Origin of the sequence: Marivita lacus (genome assembly GCF_014637725.1) — a bacterium.
In the GTDB taxonomy this organism is placed as follows: domain Bacteria; phylum Pseudomonadota; class Alphaproteobacteria; order Rhodobacterales; family Rhodobacteraceae; genus Marivita; species Marivita lacus.
In genome coordinates this window covers 18,183-36,499 of the sequence record NZ_BMFC01000020.1, presented here as the reverse complement: position 1 = coordinate 36,499, position 18,317 = coordinate 18,183, and the positions used below count along the sequence as shown (strand labels likewise).

Genomic DNA, 18,317 nt, shown 5'->3' with positions numbered 1-18,317 from the left:
TTGCACGCATGGGGAGAGCGAAACTCAACCAAAAGCATAACGGGTCTATCGGCGAAATGTAGGACATGGCCGCGGCGCTTTGGTGCCCAAGCGACCCTGTTCCCGATCATACTTACTCTGCGCTTCCCTGCGCAGGCAGCAGACGGTTTTGAATACGGCTCGTCCTCTGCCCAAAAGAGGATTGATCGATCATGGCCCTGCCGCCCCGCGTATTTTTCACCCTTTACGAAGTCTCAGCGCGCTGGGGCTGCACCATCGCTGATATTGCGGGGTGGGCCCATACCGGCAGATTTCGCATTGTGACCGGGATCGCAGCTGTGCTCTGTGGCGAGGAAATCATTGCGGGCATGGTCGTGCTGTCGCCTATGGAATTGCTACCTCTATTCCGCCGGTGTGGCACCGGACCTTCTGAAAGCGTCATGCGGCGCATTCAACCAGCGGACCGGCAGGACTGGCTGCTGATCACTGAACCGCCTGCTGGAGTCCTTGTTGCAGTCGCCGACATGATGATCCTGGCCGAAGAAGTGCATGCGTTCGAGGAGGAAAACGACATGGTTCGGCGCGTAGCGACGGGACCTGGCGCATCGACACCCTACGATTGGGAGGGGATGAACGTTGCCTTGATCCTACGCATTCACAATGACGGTTTTCCGGCGACTCAAGCGGAATTGGTCGCCGAGATGCAGGAATGGTTCGCGGATCAAACGGACGGCAGAAAGATGCCCGACAGCCGCAGCATCCGGCGGCGCATCACCCCGATATGGCAAGCCCTGCAGCGGGAAGATGCGTGACGAATCGGGGCTAGGCTGGGCCGCGTCAGGCAGACCTGGCGTTTCCGCGATCATCTGCGTCGTGGACCAGCCGAGGTTTCGGCCGGAACGCATCGGCCACGGCATCGACACCGGCGCGCAGGGGCGAGTCCATCATGTGGGCATAGCGCAGGGTGGTCTGCATCTGGCTGTGCCCCAGCAGCTTGCCGATCATTTCCAGTGACGCACCGCCACTGACCAGCAGCGACGCAAAGGTGTGGCGCAAATCGTGGATACGCACATCAGACAGCCCGCAGGTCTTCTGGATTTGTCTCCAGAACCGGCGCATCTCCTGAATCGGCTGGCCGGGCACATCGCCGGGGAAGAGCCACGGAGTACCGCGCGGCACCAGAAGCTGGCGCTGGCGCACGATGGCCGCGGTCTCATCGGAAATCGGCACGCGGTGGACGCGGCGCTGTTTCGTCGCTGCGGGTGGCTTTGACCAGCTCATGTGTTCGAGGTTGAACTGTTCAAACCGCGACTGCCGTACCTCGCCCAGCCGGGCACCGGTCAGCATGCACATGCGGATGATGTCGGCGGCACGGCGATCTTCCGCAGCATCAAGTGCTGCGGCCAGGTTGGCGATCTCGTCTTTGGACAGAAACCGCTCGCGCGGGGTTTCGATCCGTCTGTGGAAGCGCTGGGCGGGGTTGGTTTCGCACCACTCCCATTGGACAGCCAGCGTGAACATCTTGCGCAGTATTTCCCCGATGCGGTTGGCGCGCACCGGTGTGGGTTTTGCGGGCTGGAGTTTTCGCGCCCGGTTGTTGGGCTTGACCTTATGAGGACGGGCCCGGCCAGCGGCGATGCTGGTCAGCAGGTTGTCCACATCGGTCGAAGTGATTTCCGTCACCAGCTTCCGGCCCCAGGCAGGTGCGACCAGTTTTGCCAGCGCGGATCGCTGGTCGGCCGCATTGTGATCAGACAGCTTTGGCAGATGCTCGGCGCAGTAGCGTTCGATCAGGTCCGTGACGCGAGGGGCCTCACGTCGGGTCTGACGTTGGGCAAGCGGATCGCCCCCGGCGTCGACCTCGCGGCGCAATTCCTTCGCACGTTCCCGCGCCGCTGACACCGACCAATCCGGCCAGCGTCCGAAGGTCATCCGGCGCTGCCGCCCGGCATTGCGGTAATCGAGCGTGAAGGCCCGGCCGCCCCCGCGATAGATGCAGACGGCAAAGCCGCGCACATCGCTGTCGAAGATCTGGTAATCGCGCCCAGAGGCGGGCTCAGCCTCGCGGAGCACTTTTTCGGTGAGCTTGATGCGTTCGGGCATGCACTGGATCCTTCTTGCATCCGACATGAGGCGTGGTTTCGCCGCACTATCAAGGCAAGCATGGGGTGCTGGGTGGCAGGAAGGCACAGGGTGGCGTAAAGGTCGCCACTCTTATGCCACCTCCTGTTTTATTGGGGCTACAGCGCCTGCCCCGCCGATTATCAGCTTGCGCGATAATGCCCGTCTGCCTCCTCGCCGCCAGAAACGGCGTCCGCTAGGCGGGAATCCCAGCTGCAAACCATGCCGATCCTGTAAATTTCGAGGCAAATCAATGGGTGGCAGGGGTGCCGTGCCGGATGCCACCCCCTCTTTGCCCGCCAATGCCGGTAAATCATCTGTAAATCCGGGTGTTCGCATCTGTTTGCAGCTTTGGCGACTGCTTGGCGCTCGCGACAGGAGATCTCGCCCAGCCCTGCTCCGCACCGCCCGACGCGGAAAACCCATAAAACAAAGGGTGGCACAAGGGTGCCGTCCTTTGCGCCACCCTCCGCCTCGCCGCCACCCCTTCGCCTCTGCGCTCACTGTTCTCTGTAAACGCCCCCTGACATGCACCGTCATCGGGCTCAGAAACCAGGGAGACCCCGATGCCACATCTCGGATCGATGCCAGACCCGAAAGACAAACCCCGCACGCTGCTGGTCGGCTGGATCAGCCGCCTCGATCTTGCGCTGGAACTCGGCCTGTCGGTCGACACCCTGCGCCGCTGGGAAGCCCAGCGCTTTGGGCCGCCCTGCGTGCGCGCCGGGCGGAAGGTCTATTACCGTCGCGCCGCCGTCGAGGATTGGCTGGAGGAACAGGAGAGGGCTACCCCGCGCCGCCGCCGTGCCGGAGGGCGTCGCTGATGGTCAAGCACTCCCGCAAATCCGACTGGCCCGCTGATCGTTTGGCTGAAGCACGTGTCGTCATCGCCGATGTCGCGCATCATTCAGACCACCTGATCCGGCTCGCCTGCACCGTTCTGGCCAACCATGGAGAGACCGCCACCGAACGTGAAGACGCGCAGCGGCTGCTGGTGGTGATCGACGCACGCCGCCCGGTGCGGCGCGCCCAGCGCGAAGACAACGGGAGGGTTGCGCAATGACGCGCCGCGGCACACCCGAAGCTGATCTGCAGCGCAGCGTCGTCCAGGCCCTGCGCTTCGCCTTGCCCCGCACGGCCATCATCCACCATTGCGCCAATGAGGTGTCCGAGACCGGGCCCCGCGGTGCAAAGCGCCAGGCGATCCTGGTCGGCATGGGCGTTCATGCGGGCTTTGCCGATCTGATGGTCCTCTGCGATGGCCGTGTACTGTTCCTCGAACTGAAGGCTCCGAAAGGACGTCTGCGTCCCGCGCAGGAGGCCTTCCGCGATGCGGTGCAGGCACAAGGCTTCGGCTGGGCGCTGGTGCGCTCGGTCGACGATGCGCTGGGCGCACTGGCGGATCATGGCTTCACCAGTCGGGTTCGCCCAGCTCGGAGGATGGCACCATGAGCCACAAGGCAACCGTTTGGGCCATCCAGCAGCGAGGGTTGAAACCCGCCACAAAGATCGTGCTGTGGTTCCTGTGCGACAGGCACAATCCCGACTTTGGCTGCTTCCCGACGCAAGCGCGGCTGGCGGACGATGCGGAGATGTCGGTCTCGGCGCTGAACGACCATCTCACAAAGCTGGAAGAGCTGGGGCTGATCCACCGGGTGCGCACCCATGATCCGCGTACGCACAAGCGCCAGGCAACCCGCTACATCCTGGGATTCGAGGATGGTTTTCCACAAGAGCCAACTCCGGAAACCAGAGACGGGATTTCAGGAACGGAGGAAGAACAAAGCGATGATCCAACTCCGGATTCCGGACATGGAGCCATCTCCGGATTTCCGACAAAGCCATCTCCGGATTTTGGCGAAAGCCATCTCCGGAATCCGGAGACTAACCTTGTAAGAGAACCCTTAAGGAAACCAGTAAAGGAGGAGGAGGAGGAGGACGCGCAGGCGCGCGATGCCGATTTTGATCGGTTCTTCGCAGAGCTGCTCAAAGCGCTGGGCTTTGCCGCCAACGCCGCCCTGCCCGCCTGGTGGCAAGGCTGGCCAGCACAGGTGCACGTTCGACGCTGGATCGATGACCTCGGGCTGTCGCAGAAGCGGATCATCGAGATCGCTGCAGCGACCCGGCGCGATCACCCCAATCCGCCCGATGGGCCCAAGGCCTTGGACCGGTTCATGGAACGGGCGGCCAGGCATGACGCGCAGACGGTCATCGCAAAGTACAAGGGTCCGACGTCCACGCGGCGGCGCAAGCGCAATATGGGTCCCCCACCCAGCTCGGATGAACTGGCGGCGTTCTACGCGGCCAAGGTCAACTCCAACGAGTATCTGCCCAAGGGCATGATCAGCGCCTCGATGTGCGGGTTGATGCTCTCACGCGGGCTGGTCACCCCTGAACGTCTCCGGATGCGGGTGGTGCAATGACCTTGCAGAGACCTCTCCTCACTCGCACTGGGCGCAAACAGCGTGCACTCGGCGTGCAGGCGGCACTGGAATGGGCGTTCCGGGTCGAGAAGGCTCAGCTGGAGCTGCCGTCTCCCAAGGACGTATCAGACGAAGGTTTCGGCTTCGGTCTCGAGTATGTCCTGCTGCAGCGCGCGGCGCTGGGCTGCAAAGTGGATGGCGGCCAGCACAAGATGGGCGGCTACACCCATCCGGACGCAGAGGTGATCGCCGCCACCGTCGCCGGAATGCCAGACAGCCTCGGCGGCATCCGCATGGCGATCCGTGTGGCGGAACTTGCCCGAGCCGGGCTGACGCCAGACTGGTTGCCCGGTGTCGTGCCACGCTGTGTTCCGGTGGAGACCAAGCGCAATCAGCATGGCGAGCGGGCGACTACCGTCGTGGTCGGCACAGAGCGCGTGCTGACGCGAGGCAAATGGTACACGGTTGAGGTTCAAGCCTGCCCGGTCACCTGGCGACCGCATCCGGAGCAGATTGCATCCGCCCGGCGCGGCTATGACGACTGGTGGCAGGCGCTGGACTGGGTGCGAGATGGGTTGGTGTCGGCTGGGTTGCTACGGGAGGTCGAAGTGACGGCGGCAATGCCGAAGGTGCGGCCGTGGTGTTGATGTACTTCCTGTCCGCGGCGGAAACCACTTCTCACCGCGTAGCAGAAGGAACCAAAATGCCTTTGTTAGGAGGAAAAAAATCATTGTGTAGCGCGTAACTTTACACTGTCCCCTGACTTAACTAACGTGTCCTACGAGGGTCAAAGGAGCATCGCAGCACCACAATCATGGCAAAGTTAGAAAATCACTCGGTCGGTCCGCTCCACCCTGGGCACTTCGTCCGAAAGAATGTCATAGATCCCCTTGGGCTTTCCGTAAAGGATGCCGCAGAAGCACTAGGAGTGCATAGGGTGGCGCTATCCCGGTTCCTAAACGAGCAGGCGGCGCTGTCCCCGGATATGGCGATTCGCCTGCACAAAGCGCTTGGTGCAAATTTCGAAGAACTAATGCGAATGCAAAACGATTATGACATACAACAAGCGAAGAAACGCTTTGGCGAAATAAGAGTTGCTTCGATCCGAAAAACTGGCATCGGGAGCGAACAACAACTTGCACTGCCATTGCCTTGGCAATTCTCTCGCAGCTGCGAATGAATAAAACTATGGGCATCTCAAGAAGAAGAATCCATGATTGAAGATTCATCGACTTGAAAAAATGCCGCGCTAGACCGAACGGGGAAAATCAATGGCGAATGCCAATATTAAATTAGTCGCGGATAACAGTATTGGTGTCATCAGGACTCCAAGCTCTTCAAAGGCGAAAGCAAAACTAAAAACAAAGGCAAACATGGCAATGCAGCCAAAGGTTGTTGATGATGAAATATTTCTATCATCGGAACTACGGCAAAAAGCATATTACTCCGATGAGCATACAATTATTCTCAACATGGATGTTGGGGAGGCCTTGGCACTACTCAGCAAACACAAAATGCTGGTGAACTGCGTTGTTACATCACCCCCTTTTTACGGGCAGCGTGACTACGAGGTGGATGGACAAATAGGCCTTGAAGAGCATCCTTCGGAATTTATCGAAAAACTAGTCACAGTATTTGATGCCTGTAAACCCATCTTAGCGTCAAATGGAAGCATGTGGGTCAATATTGGAGACACCTATTGGAGCGGCAAGGGGGAGCACAAGAGCGGTGAGGCAAAACAGAATGCTCGCCGATTTGGCATTCGACCACAGGATAAGAAAGGGGATGGAAAGTGGTGTGTTCCAAAGCAGCTGCTGCTTATCCCACATCGCTTCGCTATTGCGATGCAAGACAAAGGATGGTCCGTCCGAAATGACAACGTTTGGCTAAAACCAAATCCGATACCAGATCAAGTTCGTGACCGTTGCTCGATTTCGCATGAGTATGTCTTTCATTTTGTGAAGGAACGGTGGTATTATTTCAACAAGGAGTCTGTTGGAAGGGTTACTGAGTCTGGTTCTGTTCTACCACCATTGGACACTTGGGAGGTACCTCCCGTACGTGGAACGCGCAATGGTCACAAGGCGCGCTTTTCAGAGGAACTTGTAAAAATTCCTGTCCTTGCAACTACTCCTCCGCATGGTGTAGTACTCGATCCATTTGGCGGGAGTGGCACAAGTTTAGTTTTTGCCAGAAAGCATGGCTTCAGAGCTATTGGAATTGACATAAAGAAAGACTTTTGCAAAATGATGGTCAGCAACCTTCAAAAGATTGCTGGTGAGGTAAATTAGTGGCGACGTATCTTTCCGCCTTACGAATTCAAAAGGCAATAAAGCAGCTTGGTGAATCACGCGCTAAGAGAACTCCGCTATTTGATTTTCTCATCGTAAAGCGTACGCTTGTGCTGAAAGGTGCAGCAAGTGCTCCGATAGCTGAATCAGAGCCACTTTTTCTTCAGGCACTCGATGAGATCGGAGCAACTAACCTAGGCGATCAAGACCACCACTACTTCAATCCTTTCGCGGTAATGGAAGCGGGGAAGGCTGGCTTTCGGCCAGTTCGTTACAGGTCGAATGGTACAAACTCTACTATTTCAGGAACGCCCTGGCGTTCTGTGATCGACCTTACTAACGAAAAACCGCGCAAAGCGAGCCTCGCAGCTGATCACAACCAACATCTATCGCAGCTAGCACTCACCACTGATCAACGCAAACCTTTGCCAAATCTAACGGAGGTGGCTATCTGGTTCTGGCGAGGTCGAGAGCTCGATGCAGTGCTATCCGGCACTGCAACAGACAGCGATCGGCTAAAGCGGTTACGTGATGAGTTTGTAAATGCGACCGGGCTTACACCTGGAGAAATTGTCGCTGTCTTTGAGGATACAATTGACGCCAGCACCACAAGCGATGGTGGCCCCTTTTTACCTTCTGCGCCTGACCCGCGAGACTACTTACCAGTGAAAGCGTTGCCAGTCGGCGAGACTAAGGAAGAGAACCTATCTGAGGTTTCGTTCAGGCTTGTGACTGCGCTGGCGGCTAAAAATTTCGCCATTTTGACTGGGCCCTCAGGAACGGGAAAATCCCGGGCGGCGCTAAAGCTTGCGGAGGGGTTGCAGCGGCACCACTCGGGCGAAGCGGAAGGTTCAATTTTTGAACTTGTCGCCGTTGGGCCGGACTGGACATCGCCGAAACGCCTCCTCGGCTTTCGTACACCCTTTGGTAAGGAAAGAAAGCTCGCCGATGGCACGTCCTCTCACGAGAGTTACGAGATTACCGACACCATTCGCTTGATCCTACGCGCCAGTCATCCAGACGCAGCAGATATTCCTCATTTTCTGATTTTTGACGAAATGAATCTCTCTCATGTAGAGCGCTATTTTGCGCCGTTCCTATCTCTCATGGAAGCAGCCGGTATCCTTGGCGCTGAAAGTGGAATTTCGCTCATAGGCTCAGACGATCTGCAACTCGTTGCAGCAGTCCTAAAGGCAGAGAACCCAAGCAGCCGTGAAGCTGCCTCTGCAACCGCCATGCTAGCCGAAGGGCGAGATTTTATTTTGCCTCCAAACCTGTATTTCATTGGTACCGTGAACGTCGATGAAACCACGTATATGTTCTCGCCGAAAGTCCTGGACCGTGCGCATGTCATCGAACTGAATGCGGAGCGTCCGAGTGAATATCTCCTTGCAACGACTCGGACGGAGCCAGGCGGAACGATCAATATCGGTCAGAGCGACATTGCCCTGAAAAGAGGCATCGAGGCCCGCGAGACGCAAAAACACGCGGTGGGCAATCCGGTTACCATACTTGATGAACTGTTGGAAAGCGGCTTTACAGCGGCTGAGCTAGAACCAGTTCGCACCGGAACAGTGGCGGCGTTAGACGGTACCTACGATCTTATTTCGCCGGTCGGCTTTTCTTTCGGCTACAGAATCTCGAAGGAGGTCTTCATTTACATCACCGAATGGATAAGTGCAAAGCTAGTCAATGGCACAGATAAAGCTACCATCCTGTCAACTTGGCATGATGGCCTCGATAACGCCCTGTTGCAAAAAGTTTTACCGAAGATTCACGGCAACCGACGTGCTTTGAGCGACAGCCTCCGCGCTTTATCGGCCTTTTACGCAGGTCACGACTCAAATTCTACCCCGAGTGCAAGCTATACCCTTGGTCTCGGCACGAAGGTGGAGATACAACCGATGAGGCGACTTGCGCTCAGCGAAGCCAACCAGCTCCCGCTATCTAGGCTAAAGCTGGACGCGATGCATGACCGGCTGCACTCGTCTGGCTACGTATCGTTCGTTAGCTAAAGCAATGGTTGTACCACTTCACCGGGTCCGTTTTTCATGGGGGTCTCGAACTCATCTCGACATCGAGTGGTCGAAAGGCCGTGGAAAAGAGATTACTATCTTGCCGGAGGTTCCGCTCATGACACTGGCAGAAGAGGAAGTCGAACCAGACGAGTATACCACTCGTGGAATCCCACCCATATGCTGGCGAGGTAGCGCCCCGGTTCTCTTTGAGCAGTTCCAGCTAAGGGAGAACACAGAATATTTTGTTGATGTTACGCTTCCTCAAACAGTGGCCGAGCTAATACGAGGCGCACCGCACCCTAAAAGCTGGCCATTTAAAGAGCGTCTGGCGACAGTTTTTAGAAGTGATCCTCCCCGCCGTTGGCGGACAAACGAAGATGGCAGCACTACAATTTCAGGTATTTTGCGCCTAAGGAGCCATGCTGGCATCATCGATTTAAGCTTGGACAACGAAGTGTCTTTGGTTGCCGAAGTCGTTTGTCGAAAAATTGGCTATCTTGATGAATTTCGAAAATTACTTGACGAGGTAGCCGAAGAATTATCTGAACTCTTACTTCAATATGACAGCCCGGTCAGTGCCTCTTTTAATCTATCGGAAGTCACGCCGAACACGGAAGCGGCATTACTCTTCCAGCTGCGTAATACGATGGCAGAGAAAAACCTTCCTGTTGCACTGGAGGAGATAAAACGGTCCTTTCATTCACGGCTGGATCACTGGAGAGCAACAGAGGAAATAGGCTCTGTACACGAGCCAGATATACTCACTTTCATTGAGGAATTTGATGCTTCTGCCGTCTCAAAAGGCGGGCCACTAGCTAACATTTTTAGGGGCTATAGCCCTAGAGAATTCCCAGTAATTGAAACGCGTGAGACATCAGATACTGCCGAAAATCGGTATGTAAAATTTTTCCTTGAGGAACTTCGGCTCATAGCTCAACGATTGTTAGTTAGTCTTGCACGCGACCGCCGAAATGCATCTTTGCGCGAAGTGGAGCAGTGGATTAATGTTCTAGAAGATGAGCTGTCGTCCAGTCACTGGCGCCGAATTGGTGCCTTCAGAAATTTCCCCTCTAATTCTCAGGTTCTACAAAAAAAACGAGGCTATCGAGAAATTCTCAAACTGGACCTGTCTTTACGGATGAGCCTAGAACTTCCGTGGAAGCAGGCTGAAAAGTTGGCAGACGGTTTAATTGGCGACATTCGTCCAGTTAGTGAACTATATGAATATTGGTGTTTCTTTATTCTTCGACGCACTCTTTCTGAGCTGGCCGAGACAGAGCTTCCAAGTGATGGATCATTGATCGACGTAACAGATGGCGGCTTACAGTTGCGCTTGCTTCGAGGGAAACGTAGCCGCGTAAGTTATCTTTATCGGCACGATGGAACTCGCTGCCTGAAAATGAATCTTTTTTACAACAGACTATTCCCCCGTCCTTCCCATAATCTATCTGACTGGCATGGAAGCTATACAGCTAAATTTGATCCAGACTACAGCATCGAAATTATGGTTGAAGAAGGTATCCATGTGCAAAGACACTGGCTACATTTTGATGCCAAATATCGTCTGGAAACTGTTGATTTGGCTCAACCATTTGAAAGTGGTAATTATGGAAGTGAAGAGACAGAAGATACGGACTACGAGAAGGAACTGGCTCGTTTCCACCGCCGTGATGATCTTTTCAAGATGCACACCTATCGTGACGGCATTCTGAGTAGCAGAGGCTCGTACATACTATTCCCAGGAGATGGCGCATCGATAAGATTTTCAGGCAAACGGCAGAACCTGTTTGTTCGTCATCCGTCTGCGTTCAATGGGGCGCCGGAGTATCTCTTCCCAGGTGTCGGAGCCTTTGATCTATGTCCGGGGCGCGATGAAGTCCAAAGACCGCTCATTAGAGAATTCCTCCGAGGAGTTCTGGATGAAGTGTATAAGGGAAATCCGTACAAAGATGAGGTTGGCTTGTTCTAGCTGATTTCGACGGACGATGTATGTGTAGGCAAGTACGAGGCAAAGTAGAGTTTAACCTCAAGACCATCGCGCGCTGGCAGCAGCCCACTGTCCCCCTTCGGCATGGTTCCTCCCCGGCTCCGAACGTATGCGGGGGGGCGCAGCGCGGCATTTCGCTAGCGACTGGCCTTTTCACCGGGGAAGCCACCCAGAAGCCACCTCGGCAGCATCGCAAAACAAAGCCACGCCATTTCAGTATGTTACGCTGAACCTCCGAAGCCTGAGGGTGGATTCTTGACTAAAATAGTAAAATCCACCAGACGGAAGCCAGGCGGGTCTCTGTGGCCAGAAGCCAGACAGTGGAAGCCACCCCTCCGTGAAGGCATTGAATCCATGCAGGATTTTCTGTTGACAGACCTGCCCCCCTTGACTCATATCTTCATTATCGAAGAATAGCGCCCGGAGGAAAGCCCTCGTGGGCGCTTTTGTTTTTCTCAACATCGCAGACGCTGATCTCGTCGCTGGCCATGGTGCTCGCGCGCGTCGGCATGTCCGCCCTGCCCCAAATGAGACCCATCCATGGACCTGGTCTTCGCGCCGAGCCAGATTGAATCCTGGCCGATTGATCGGTTGCGCCCCTATGCCCACAATGCCAAGATCCACGGCACCGATCAGGTGGCAAAGATCGCGGCCAGCATGGCCAAGTTCGGCTGGACCGTGCCCTGCATGGTGGCTGACGATGGCGAGCTGATCGCGGGGCATGGCCGGGTGATGGCTGCCACTATGCTTGGGCTGACCGATGTGCCGGTGATCCGGCTCAGCCACCTCGACGAGGCAGAACGCCGGGCTTACCGCATCGCCGACAACAAGCTGACCGAGCTGGGCGAATGGGACGAGGCCATGCTGCGCGACGAGATCGCGGGGCTGCTGGCCGAGGATTTCGACCTGTCGCTGCTCGGCATCACCGACGAAGACTTGGACGCCCTGCTGCGCGATCCGGACCAGGTCGAAGGTGGTGCTGTCGAGGGCGAGGATGACATTCCGGAACCGCCGGTCACGCCGGTGTCGGTGGCGGGCGACCTCTGGCAGCTCGGATCGCACCGCCTGATCTGCGGCGACAGCACTGCGGCGGATGTGGTCGGGCGGCTACTGGGTGATGTGCGGCCCCTGCTTATGGTGACCGATCCGCCCTATGGCGTGGAATACGACCCAAGCTGGCGCAACCAGGCGGGTGCGGCCAAGACCAAACGGACCGGCAAGGTGCTGAATGACGACCGTGCTGATTGGCGGGAAGCGTGGGCGCTGTTTCCCGGCGATGTCGCCTATGTCTGGCATGGCGCGCTACACGCTGCCACCGTCGCAGAGAGCCTGGTGGCTGCAGGTTTCGCGGTGCGGTCGCAGATCATCTGGGCCAAGGATCGCCTTGTCCTCAGTCGCGGCGATTATCACTGGCAGCATGAACCCTGCTGGTATGCCGTCAAGAAGACCGGCAAAGGCCATTGGGCAGGGGACCGCAAGCAGACAACTCTCTGGCACATCTCTGGCAAAGACCAGGATGCGGCCACGGTGCATGGCACCCAGAAGCCGGTCGAATGCATGCGCCGTCCGATCCTGAACAACTCCAGCCCCGGTCAGGCGGTCTATGAGCCGTTCATGGGATCGGGCACCACGCTGATTGCCGCCGAAACGACCGGGCGGGTATGCTTCGGGATAGAGTTGAACCCGGCCTATGTCGATGTGGCCATCGAACGCTGGCAGCAGTTCACCGGTGCGAACGCGGTGCTGACCGACACCGGTGAGACATTCGCCGATCTGAAAACCAAGCGGCTGACCGAATGAATGCGCCGCTTCTGCCGGGCAGTATTGAACACTGGCCCCTCACCCGGCTGAAGCCCTATGCCCGCAACGCCAAGACCCATGATGCCGATCAGGTCGCGAAAATTGCCGCCAGCATGGCCGAGTTCGGTTGGACGGTGCCATGCCTCGTTGCGGCGGACGGCGAGTTGATTGCAGGCCATGGCCGTATCCTGGCCGCTGCCCATCTCGGGTTGACCGAGGCTCCGGTGATCGTGTTGGGCCACCTGACCGAGGCGCAGCGCCGGGCCTATCGGATCGCCGACAACAAACTGACTGAGCTGGGCGGCTGGGACGAAGCCTTGCTGTTGCAGGAGTTGCAGGCGCTGCTGGCTGAGGATTTCGACCTCGAGCTGATCGGAATCCCCGAAGATGAACTGGACACGCTGTTGGCAGATACCGACGACCGCCCGGCGATTTCTGATGAGGCTGCGGACAAGATCCCCGACCCGCCCGCTGATCCCATCACGCGATCGGGAGACATCTGGCAGCTTGGGCAACACCGGCTGTGCTGCGGTGATGCCACCGATCCGGCCGCTGTCGCCAGGCTGATGCAGAATGAGGCAGCTACGCTGATGTTCACCTCGCCGCCTTATGCCCAGCAGCGCGACTACGGTGCGGCCAGGGAAAAGGTCGGCGATTGGGATGCGCTGATGCAGGGCGTGTTCGCAGCTGCCCCAGTCACCTACGACGCCCAGCTGCTGGTCAACCTTGGCCTGGTGCACCGAGACAGCGAGTGGCAGCCCTATTGGGAAGGATGGGTGGAATGGATGCGCAATTCTGGCTGGCGGCGGTTTGGCTGGTATGTGTGGGATCAGGGCCCCGGCTTGCCGGGCGACTGGAACGGCCGCCTGGCCCCATCGCACGAATTTATTTTCCACTTCAACCGCGCCCCGCGAAAACCGCACAAGACCGTCCCCTCCAAACACGCAGGCGAAACCCTCGGCGGCGGTGGGCTGCGCGGAGCCGACGGCACCGTTCACGCCAAGACCGGAACCGGCAACCCGATCCAGAGCCATCGCATCCCGGACTCTGTGTTCCGCATCATGCGCCACAAAGGCGGGCTGGGTGCCGCCGGGTCACATCCGGCAGTGTTTCCGGTGGCGCTGGTCGAGGCGGTGCTGACGGCGTTTTCTGATCCCGGCGATCTGATCTATGAGCCTTTCTGCGGTTCCGGCACCCAGATCGTTGCCGCCGAACGCGCTGGGCGGCGGTGCTTCGCGATGGAGCTGGACCCGGTCTACTGCGACGTTGCCATGCGGCGGTGGGAGATGGCGACGGGCAAGGTGGCTCACCCATCATGACCGTTTTCTGAAAACCGAATGCGAGGTAAAGTAAGGCCACACTTGTGTCGGGAACCGCTATGACAATTGGCGCAGACGAGAATTCCTCTGACGACGAACGCGCCAGAATGCAGGCTTGCATCATCGAATTCGAAGATGCTCTGGCAGATTATGTGGCGAGGTTCGGGATGACGGAAAAAGCGCGTTCAGCATTCAGGATGTCTGCTGAACTGCAGGGTCATGATAAATCGCGTCGGTGAGGCCGTTGATCGATCCTCCCTTGCGCCGCGTTCAGCTGATACGATACACGCGCCCACGTTCCTCTACCTTCGCCGAGGTCACAACCAGCCCGAGCTTCTTCAGAGCTCCCGACATGGCTCCTCTCGCCGTATGCGACTGCCAGCCCGTCGCTTCGACGATCTCGGCAATGGCCGCGCCTTCGGGACGTTGCAGCATCTCGATGAGCATCGCCTGTTTTGTGCCAGCACGCGGTATCGGCCGCTTGGGTGCTGGCGGTTCGTCTCTGTGTTTGCGGATCGCAGCCATGGTCCGGACCACCACTGGCTCGATCCCGATGGCCTCAAGTCCGTCCGCGGTGGCGATCAGCGTGGTGCCATGACCATCGCCGGTCTCCCGCCAGAGTGGTTCGCCCTTTTGCAGGTTGGCGTCGACCTCCTCGAGCCAGCCGCGCCCGATCATAATGTCGACGACCTTTTTCGCGGCGGCGCCGTGCAGCCCCTTGGGCAGCGGCAGGGCGATGTTGTCGGGGCGCTGGGCGGCAGCGCTGAGGATGATGGTTTGCGTGTCGGTGAGTTTGGGCATTTGGGCCTCCGGTTCTGTTCAGGCGGCACGGGATTGCACGGCCTTCTACCGAGGCAAGCCCGCCATGGTGGCGGGCCAAGTCACAGCGCGTGATCGGTTTATTTGACGTGTTCGCCTTCGCCGAAAGCGCTGTCGGTGATGCGCTTGAGCAGCCCGGCGTAGTGCTCGAGGGTGCCGACCATCGCCCAGCCAGCTTCGTCGGGGTGGCAGTTGAAATGGTCGTCGCTGAGCGCTTGCAGGCGGGAGAGCATCTCGTCGATCTCGGCCTTCTTGCCAATGAAGGCGTTCAGGGCGGCTTCGCGGTTGCGTCGCGCCTTTTCGGCGCGCAGCTGGTGGCGGGGTGCGGTGATCGGGTTAAGGTGGGTCATGGCGTGTCTCCCTAACGTGAGTTGCATCGTTTCCGTACAAGAACCATCGCTCTGACGGGCCGATTAGCGTAGGTAAATCCGAGCAATATCAGTTCTTTATGATTATACTGGCGACTTCAAATCAGCTGCAGATCGACCAAAACGGCGCTGGCAGCAGCCAGCTGCGTGGTCGGCAATTCGATCTTGATGTGCGAAATCACGTCCGAGGCTTCGGCGGTGATCCCGTCCTCGCGCAGCGCGGCCTCGATGAATTCGGCGACAGCATCGGGGCGCGAGCGGTCAAACTGATGGGGCAGCGTGTCGATGTCGATGCGGATCGTAGTGGTTGCCATGGTCATGTCCCTGCCCTCCTTCAGCGCTTCGCAGCAGCGGCAGCGACGCCAGCGGCGTAAGCCTCGGCCAAGGCGGCGCGGATCGCCCAGACCGCCACATCGTGGAAATCCAGACGGTCGCTGTTGCGGGTCTCCAGCGTCTCGATCGTATGGAAATGCTTTGCTGCGATCTCCAGAAGCAGGGTTTCGCTGGGAGCTTTCACGGGGGCGGTCTTGGTGGTCATGGCGGTGTCGTCCTTGGCTGAGTTGCATCGTTTTCCTGCAGCCAGAATCGCTCCAAGCTGGAGTGTAATCAACTGAATAAGACCTATATTTCCATTTAATTCCAATATCTTGAGGGCAGACCAATCGTTATGGAAGGTATGTCCGAGCGGGAGTATTCCGCCCATTCCGGCCTGTCGCGCGGGGCGATCCAGAAAGCGCGCAAGACCGGGCGGCTGGTGGTCTACGGCGACGGCTCGATCAACGCCGCCGCGTCCGACGTGCGGCGGACCGAGATGACCGACCCGGACCAGCAGCGCCGCAGCACCGGAAGCGATAGCGGCTTCAGCGGTCCCGCCGACAGCTCGTCCTATCTGAAGGCCCGCACCGCGCTGACGGTGTACCAGGCGCAGGAACGCCAGCTGGCAATCCAGAAGCGGAAAGGCACGCTGGTCGACCGGGCCCGGGCGGAAACGCTGGTCTTTCGCCTCGCGCGACAGGAACGCGATGTCTGGATCACATGGCCATCCCGGGTTGCGGCACTGATGGCGGCCGAAGTGGCCATGGAGGTGGAAAAGCAAGCGGGTGTTCCGGTGACGATCGAGGCCGCGATCCTGCAGAGGGTGCTGGAAACCCATGTCAGAGCGCAACTCGACGCCCTCGCCGATCTCCGGGTCTCGCTCGGATAGCGATGACCTGACCGCCGATCTCGATCTCGGGTTTGACGGGGCCGAGGACATCCTGCGGGTCTGGTGCCGCGGGATGCGCCCCGATCCGAACCTCACGGTATCGGAATGGGCAGATGCCCATCGCTGGCTGTCGTCACGGGCCGCAGCCGAGCCGGGGCGATATCGCACTGCCCGCGCGCCCTATCTGCGCGAGATCATGGATGCGCTCAGCCCTCGCCACCCGGCGCAGCGGATCAGCTTCATGAAGGCCGCACAGGTGGGTGCGACGGAAGCTGGCAACAATTGGATCGGCTTTGTGATCCACCACGCGCCGGGGCCGATGCTGGCGGTCCTGCCGACAGTCGAGATGGCAAAGCGCACCTCACGTGGGCGGCTTGACCCGCTGATTGCGGAAAGCCCTGCCCTGCGCGAGCGGGTCAATCCGGCCCGGTCGCGGGACGCGGGCAATTCAATGCTGTCCAAGGAGTTTCCGGGCGGCATCCTGGTGCTCACTGGGGCCAACTCGGCGACCGGCCTGCGGTCGATGCCTGCGCGCTATATCTTTCTCGACGAGGTCGATGCGTATCCAGCCTCGGCAGATGAGGAAGGCGATCCGGTCACGCTGGCCGAGGCGCGCACCACCACCTTCTCGCACCGGCGCAAGGTGTTCATGGTCTCGACACCCACGATCCGGGGGTTATCCCGCATCGAGCGGGAGTTCGAGGCTTCGGACCAGCGGCGGTACTTCGTGCCCTGTCCGCATTGCGGGGCGATGCAATGGCTGCAGTTCGAGCGACTGCGCTGGGACAAGGGTCGACCAGACACGGCGGCGTACCACTGCGAGGGCTGCGAGACGCCCATCGCCGAGCATCACAAGACGCAGATGCTGGAGAACGGAGAGTGGCGCGCGACCGCCGTTTCCGCTGACCCCCATTCCATCGGCTTTCACATCTCGGCGCTCTATTCGCCACTGGGCTGGAAAAGCTGGGGCCAGATCGCGCGGGACTGGTTGGCAGCGCAGGGTTCCGAGGAGATGCTGCGCGCGGCGCGCAACACGCTTCTGGGCGAGACATGGGTCGAGTCGGGCGATGCGCCAGAATGGCAGCGGCTGGCCGAACGGCGCGAAAGCTACGCTGGCGTGCAGATCCCCGTCGGCGGTCTGTTCCTGACGGCGGGCGTCGATGTGCAGAAAGACCGCATCGAGGTCGATGTCTGGGCCTGGGGCCGGGGCCTCGAGTCCTGGCTGGTCGATCATATCGTCATTTCCGGCGGCCCTGACGATCCGGCCTGTTGGGACAAGCTGACCGCGTTGCTGGGCCGCACATGGGCCTGCGCCAATGGCGCTGTGATGGTGATCGGCAAGCTGGCCATCGACACCGGCTACGAGGCCCCGGCGGTTTACGCATGGGCGCGCAAGCAGGGCTTCGACCAAGTGGCTCCGATCAAGGGTCTGGAAGGCTTCAACCGCGCCACACCGGTTTCGGGCCCGACCTTTGTCGATGCCACCATTGGCGGCAAACGTCTGCGCCGGGGTGCGCGGCTGTGGTCGGTGGCCACCGCCACCTTCAAGACCGAGACCTACCGCTTCCTGCGGCTGGAACGCCCGTCGGACGAAGACCGCGCGCTGGGCGTGCTCGACGCCCCCGGCACTGTGCATCTGCCCGACTGGATCGACACCGAATGGCTGAAACAGCTTGTGGCCGAACAACTGGTCACCGTGCGCAACAAGCGCGGCTACGCGCATCCCGAATGGCAGAAGATGCGGGAACGCAACGAGGCCCTGGACACCCGCGTCTATGCGCGGGCGGCAGCCTGGATCATGGGCGCGGACCGCTGGGACGAAGCGACCTGGCGACGGCTGGAAGCGCAGGCCGGAGTGGAAACCCGACCGGCGCCACAGCCCACCATGGCAATTGAACCGGTGGCGCCCACCCCGCCAAAGGCTGGAACACCGACCACTCCCCGGCGCAAACGCCGGGCTTACACACCGAACTTCATGAGGGACTGAG

Annotated in this window: 19 protein-coding genes; 14 read left to right on the top strand and 5 right to left on the bottom strand. The window is 59.0% G+C overall.

From position 1 onward, the window contains the following. Positions 1 to 191 precede the first annotated feature (191 nt). Entirely contained in the window at positions 192 to 791 is a 600-nt protein-coding gene (locus IEV82_RS21415; protein WP_188484132.1) for a hypothetical protein, read from the top strand. Positions 792 to 816: 25 nt separating this feature from the next. On the opposite strand, the gene IEV82_RS21410 is transcribed toward IEV82_RS21415, so the two are convergent. Beyond that, a complete protein-coding gene (locus IEV82_RS21410; RefSeq protein ID WP_188484131.1) occupies positions 817 to 2,082 on the bottom strand; it encodes a tyrosine-type recombinase/integrase in 1,266 nt (421 codons plus the stop codon). 584 nt (positions 2,083 to 2,666) lie between these two features. On the opposite strand from IEV82_RS21410, the gene IEV82_RS21405 reads away from it, so the two are divergent. From IEV82_RS21405 to IEV82_RS21355, 11 genes are all read left to right on the top strand, one after another. Continuing rightward, the gene (locus tag IEV82_RS21405) at positions 2,667 to 2,924 is read left to right on the top strand and encodes a helix-turn-helix transcriptional regulator (protein ID WP_188484130.1); all 258 of its coding nucleotides are present in this window, start codon (positions 2,667 to 2,669) and stop codon (positions 2,922 to 2,924) included. Beyond that, positions 2,924 to 3,163: a hypothetical protein gene (locus tag IEV82_RS21400; RefSeq protein WP_188484129.1), complete on the top strand. Its 240-nt coding sequence runs from the start codon at positions 2,924 to 2,926 to the stop codon at positions 3,161 to 3,163. The genes IEV82_RS21405 and IEV82_RS21400 overlap by 1 nt, the downstream gene beginning before the upstream one ends. Next, positions 3,160 to 3,552 carry a VRR-NUC domain-containing protein gene (locus IEV82_RS21395; protein WP_188484128.1) on the top strand — a complete coding sequence of 131 codons (393 nt, stop codon included), beginning with the start codon at positions 3,160 to 3,162 and terminating at the stop codon, positions 3,550 to 3,552. The genes IEV82_RS21400 and IEV82_RS21395 overlap by 4 nt, the downstream gene beginning before the upstream one ends. Then, entirely contained in the window at positions 3,549 to 4,523 is a 975-nt protein-coding gene (locus IEV82_RS21390) for a helix-turn-helix domain-containing protein (RefSeq protein WP_188484127.1), read from the top strand. The genes IEV82_RS21395 and IEV82_RS21390 overlap by 4 nt, the downstream gene beginning before the upstream one ends. After that, the gene (locus tag IEV82_RS21385; protein WP_188484126.1) at positions 4,520 to 5,170 is read left to right on the top strand and encodes a hypothetical protein; all 651 of its coding nucleotides are present in this window, start codon (positions 4,520 to 4,522) and stop codon (positions 5,168 to 5,170) included. Before IEV82_RS21390 ends, IEV82_RS21385 begins: the two co-directional genes overlap by 4 nt. Positions 5,171 to 5,337: 167 nt before the next feature. After that, a complete protein-coding gene (locus IEV82_RS21380; RefSeq protein ID WP_188484125.1) occupies positions 5,338 to 5,703 on the top strand; it encodes a HigA family addiction module antitoxin in 366 nt (121 codons plus the stop codon). A 91-nt stretch (positions 5,704 to 5,794) separates the two neighbouring features. Continuing rightward, positions 5,795 to 6,814: a DNA-methyltransferase gene (locus IEV82_RS21375; protein ID WP_229747957.1), complete on the top strand. Its 1,020-nt coding sequence runs from the start codon at positions 5,795 to 5,797 to the stop codon at positions 6,812 to 6,814. After that, positions 6,814 to 8,829 (top strand): McrB family protein, encoded by a 2,016-nt coding sequence (locus tag IEV82_RS21370; RefSeq protein ID WP_188484124.1) that lies wholly within the window; start codon positions 6,814 to 6,816, stop codon positions 8,827 to 8,829. The genes IEV82_RS21375 and IEV82_RS21370 overlap by 1 nt, the downstream gene beginning before the upstream one ends. A gap of 118 nt (positions 8,830 to 8,947) precedes the next feature. Continuing rightward, a complete protein-coding gene (locus IEV82_RS21365; protein WP_188484123.1) occupies positions 8,948 to 10,801 on the top strand; it encodes a DUF2357 domain-containing protein in 1,854 nt (617 codons plus the stop codon). 558 nt (positions 10,802 to 11,359) lie between these two features. Next, positions 11,360 to 12,619, top strand: a complete 1,260-nt coding sequence (locus tag IEV82_RS21360; protein ID WP_188484122.1) for a site-specific DNA-methyltransferase — start codon at positions 11,360 to 11,362, stop codon at positions 12,617 to 12,619. Then, a complete protein-coding gene (locus IEV82_RS21355) occupies positions 12,616 to 13,938 on the top strand; it encodes a site-specific DNA-methyltransferase (RefSeq protein WP_188484121.1) in 1,323 nt (440 codons plus the stop codon). Before IEV82_RS21360 ends, IEV82_RS21355 begins: the two co-directional genes overlap by 4 nt. Before the next feature lie 270 nt (positions 13,939 to 14,208). On the opposite strand, the gene IEV82_RS21350 is transcribed toward IEV82_RS21355, so the two are convergent. The 4 genes from IEV82_RS21350 to IEV82_RS21335 form a co-directional block, all read right to left on the bottom strand. After that, a complete protein-coding gene (locus tag IEV82_RS21350; protein ID WP_188484120.1) occupies positions 14,209 to 14,739 on the bottom strand; it encodes a DUF3489 domain-containing protein in 531 nt (176 codons plus the stop codon). Between the two features lie 98 nt (positions 14,740 to 14,837). Then, entirely contained in the window at positions 14,838 to 15,107 is a 270-nt protein-coding gene (locus IEV82_RS21345) for a hypothetical protein (RefSeq protein ID WP_188484119.1), read from the bottom strand. 116 nt (positions 15,108 to 15,223) lie between these two features. Beyond that, positions 15,224 to 15,445, bottom strand: coding sequence for a hypothetical protein (locus tag IEV82_RS21340; RefSeq protein WP_188484118.1), 222 nt, complete (start codon positions 15,443 to 15,445; stop codon positions 15,224 to 15,226). 14 nt (positions 15,446 to 15,459) lie between these two features. After that, on the bottom strand, positions 15,460 to 15,663 hold the full coding sequence (locus IEV82_RS21335) for a DUF6900 domain-containing protein (RefSeq protein WP_188484117.1): 204 nt from the start codon (positions 15,661 to 15,663) through the stop codon (positions 15,460 to 15,462). Positions 15,664 to 15,792: 129 nt separating this feature from the next. On the opposite strand from IEV82_RS21335, the gene IEV82_RS21330 reads away from it, so the two are divergent. Then, a complete protein-coding gene (locus IEV82_RS21330) occupies positions 15,793 to 16,329 on the top strand; it encodes a hypothetical protein (protein WP_188484116.1) in 537 nt (178 codons plus the stop codon). After that, the gene (locus IEV82_RS21325) at positions 16,277 to 18,316 is read left to right on the top strand and encodes a phage terminase large subunit family protein (RefSeq protein WP_188484115.1); all 2,040 of its coding nucleotides are present in this window, start codon (positions 16,277 to 16,279) and stop codon (positions 18,314 to 18,316) included. The genes IEV82_RS21330 and IEV82_RS21325 overlap by 53 nt, the downstream gene beginning before the upstream one ends. Position 18,317 lies beyond the last annotated feature (1 nt).

What these genes read in the sequence shown, in the direction of transcription:
- IEV82_RS21415 (WP_188484132.1), top strand. Translation starts at nt 192, where the DNA reads ATGGCCCTGCCGCCCCGCGTATTTTTCACCCTTTACGAAGTCTCAGCG.
- IEV82_RS21410 (WP_188484131.1), bottom strand. Translation starts at nt 2,082, where the DNA reads ATGCCCGAACGCATCAAGCTCACCGAAAAAGTGCTCCGCGAGGCTGAG.
- IEV82_RS21405 (WP_188484130.1), top strand. Translation starts at nt 2,667, where the DNA reads ATGCCACATCTCGGATCGATGCCAGACCCGAAAGACAAACCCCGCACG.
- IEV82_RS21400 (WP_188484129.1), top strand. Translation starts at nt 2,924, where the DNA reads ATGGTCAAGCACTCCCGCAAATCCGACTGGCCCGCTGATCGTTTGGCT.
- IEV82_RS21395 (WP_188484128.1), top strand. Translation starts at nt 3,160, where the DNA reads ATGACGCGCCGCGGCACACCCGAAGCTGATCTGCAGCGCAGCGTCGTC.
- IEV82_RS21390 (WP_188484127.1), top strand. Translation starts at nt 3,549, where the DNA reads ATGAGCCACAAGGCAACCGTTTGGGCCATCCAGCAGCGAGGGTTGAAA.
- IEV82_RS21385 (WP_188484126.1), top strand. Translation starts at nt 4,520, where the DNA reads ATGACCTTGCAGAGACCTCTCCTCACTCGCACTGGGCGCAAACAGCGT.
- IEV82_RS21380 (WP_188484125.1), top strand. Translation starts at nt 5,338, where the DNA reads ATGGCAAAGTTAGAAAATCACTCGGTCGGTCCGCTCCACCCTGGGCAC.
- IEV82_RS21375 (WP_229747957.1), top strand. Translation starts at nt 5,795, where the DNA reads ATGGCGAATGCCAATATTAAATTAGTCGCGGATAACAGTATTGGTGTC.
- IEV82_RS21365 (WP_188484123.1), top strand. Translation starts at nt 8,948, where the DNA reads ATGACACTGGCAGAAGAGGAAGTCGAACCAGACGAGTATACCACTCGT.
- IEV82_RS21360 (WP_188484122.1), top strand. Translation starts at nt 11,360, where the DNA reads ATGGACCTGGTCTTCGCGCCGAGCCAGATTGAATCCTGGCCGATTGAT.
- IEV82_RS21355 (WP_188484121.1), top strand. Translation starts at nt 12,616, where the DNA reads ATGAATGCGCCGCTTCTGCCGGGCAGTATTGAACACTGGCCCCTCACC.
- IEV82_RS21350 (WP_188484120.1), bottom strand. Translation starts at nt 14,739, where the DNA reads ATGCCCAAACTCACCGACACGCAAACCATCATCCTCAGCGCTGCCGCC.
- IEV82_RS21345 (WP_188484119.1), bottom strand. Translation starts at nt 15,107, where the DNA reads ATGACCCACCTTAACCCGATCACCGCACCCCGCCACCAGCTGCGCGCC.
- IEV82_RS21340 (WP_188484118.1), bottom strand. Translation starts at nt 15,445, where the DNA reads ATGACCATGGCAACCACTACGATCCGCATCGACATCGACACGCTGCCC.
- IEV82_RS21335 (WP_188484117.1), bottom strand. Translation starts at nt 15,663, where the DNA reads ATGACCACCAAGACCGCCCCCGTGAAAGCTCCCAGCGAAACCCTGCTT.
- IEV82_RS21330 (WP_188484116.1), top strand. Translation starts at nt 15,793, where the DNA reads ATGGAAGGTATGTCCGAGCGGGAGTATTCCGCCCATTCCGGCCTGTCG.
- IEV82_RS21325 (WP_188484115.1), top strand. Translation starts at nt 16,277, where the DNA reads ATGTCAGAGCGCAACTCGACGCCCTCGCCGATCTCCGGGTCTCGCTCG.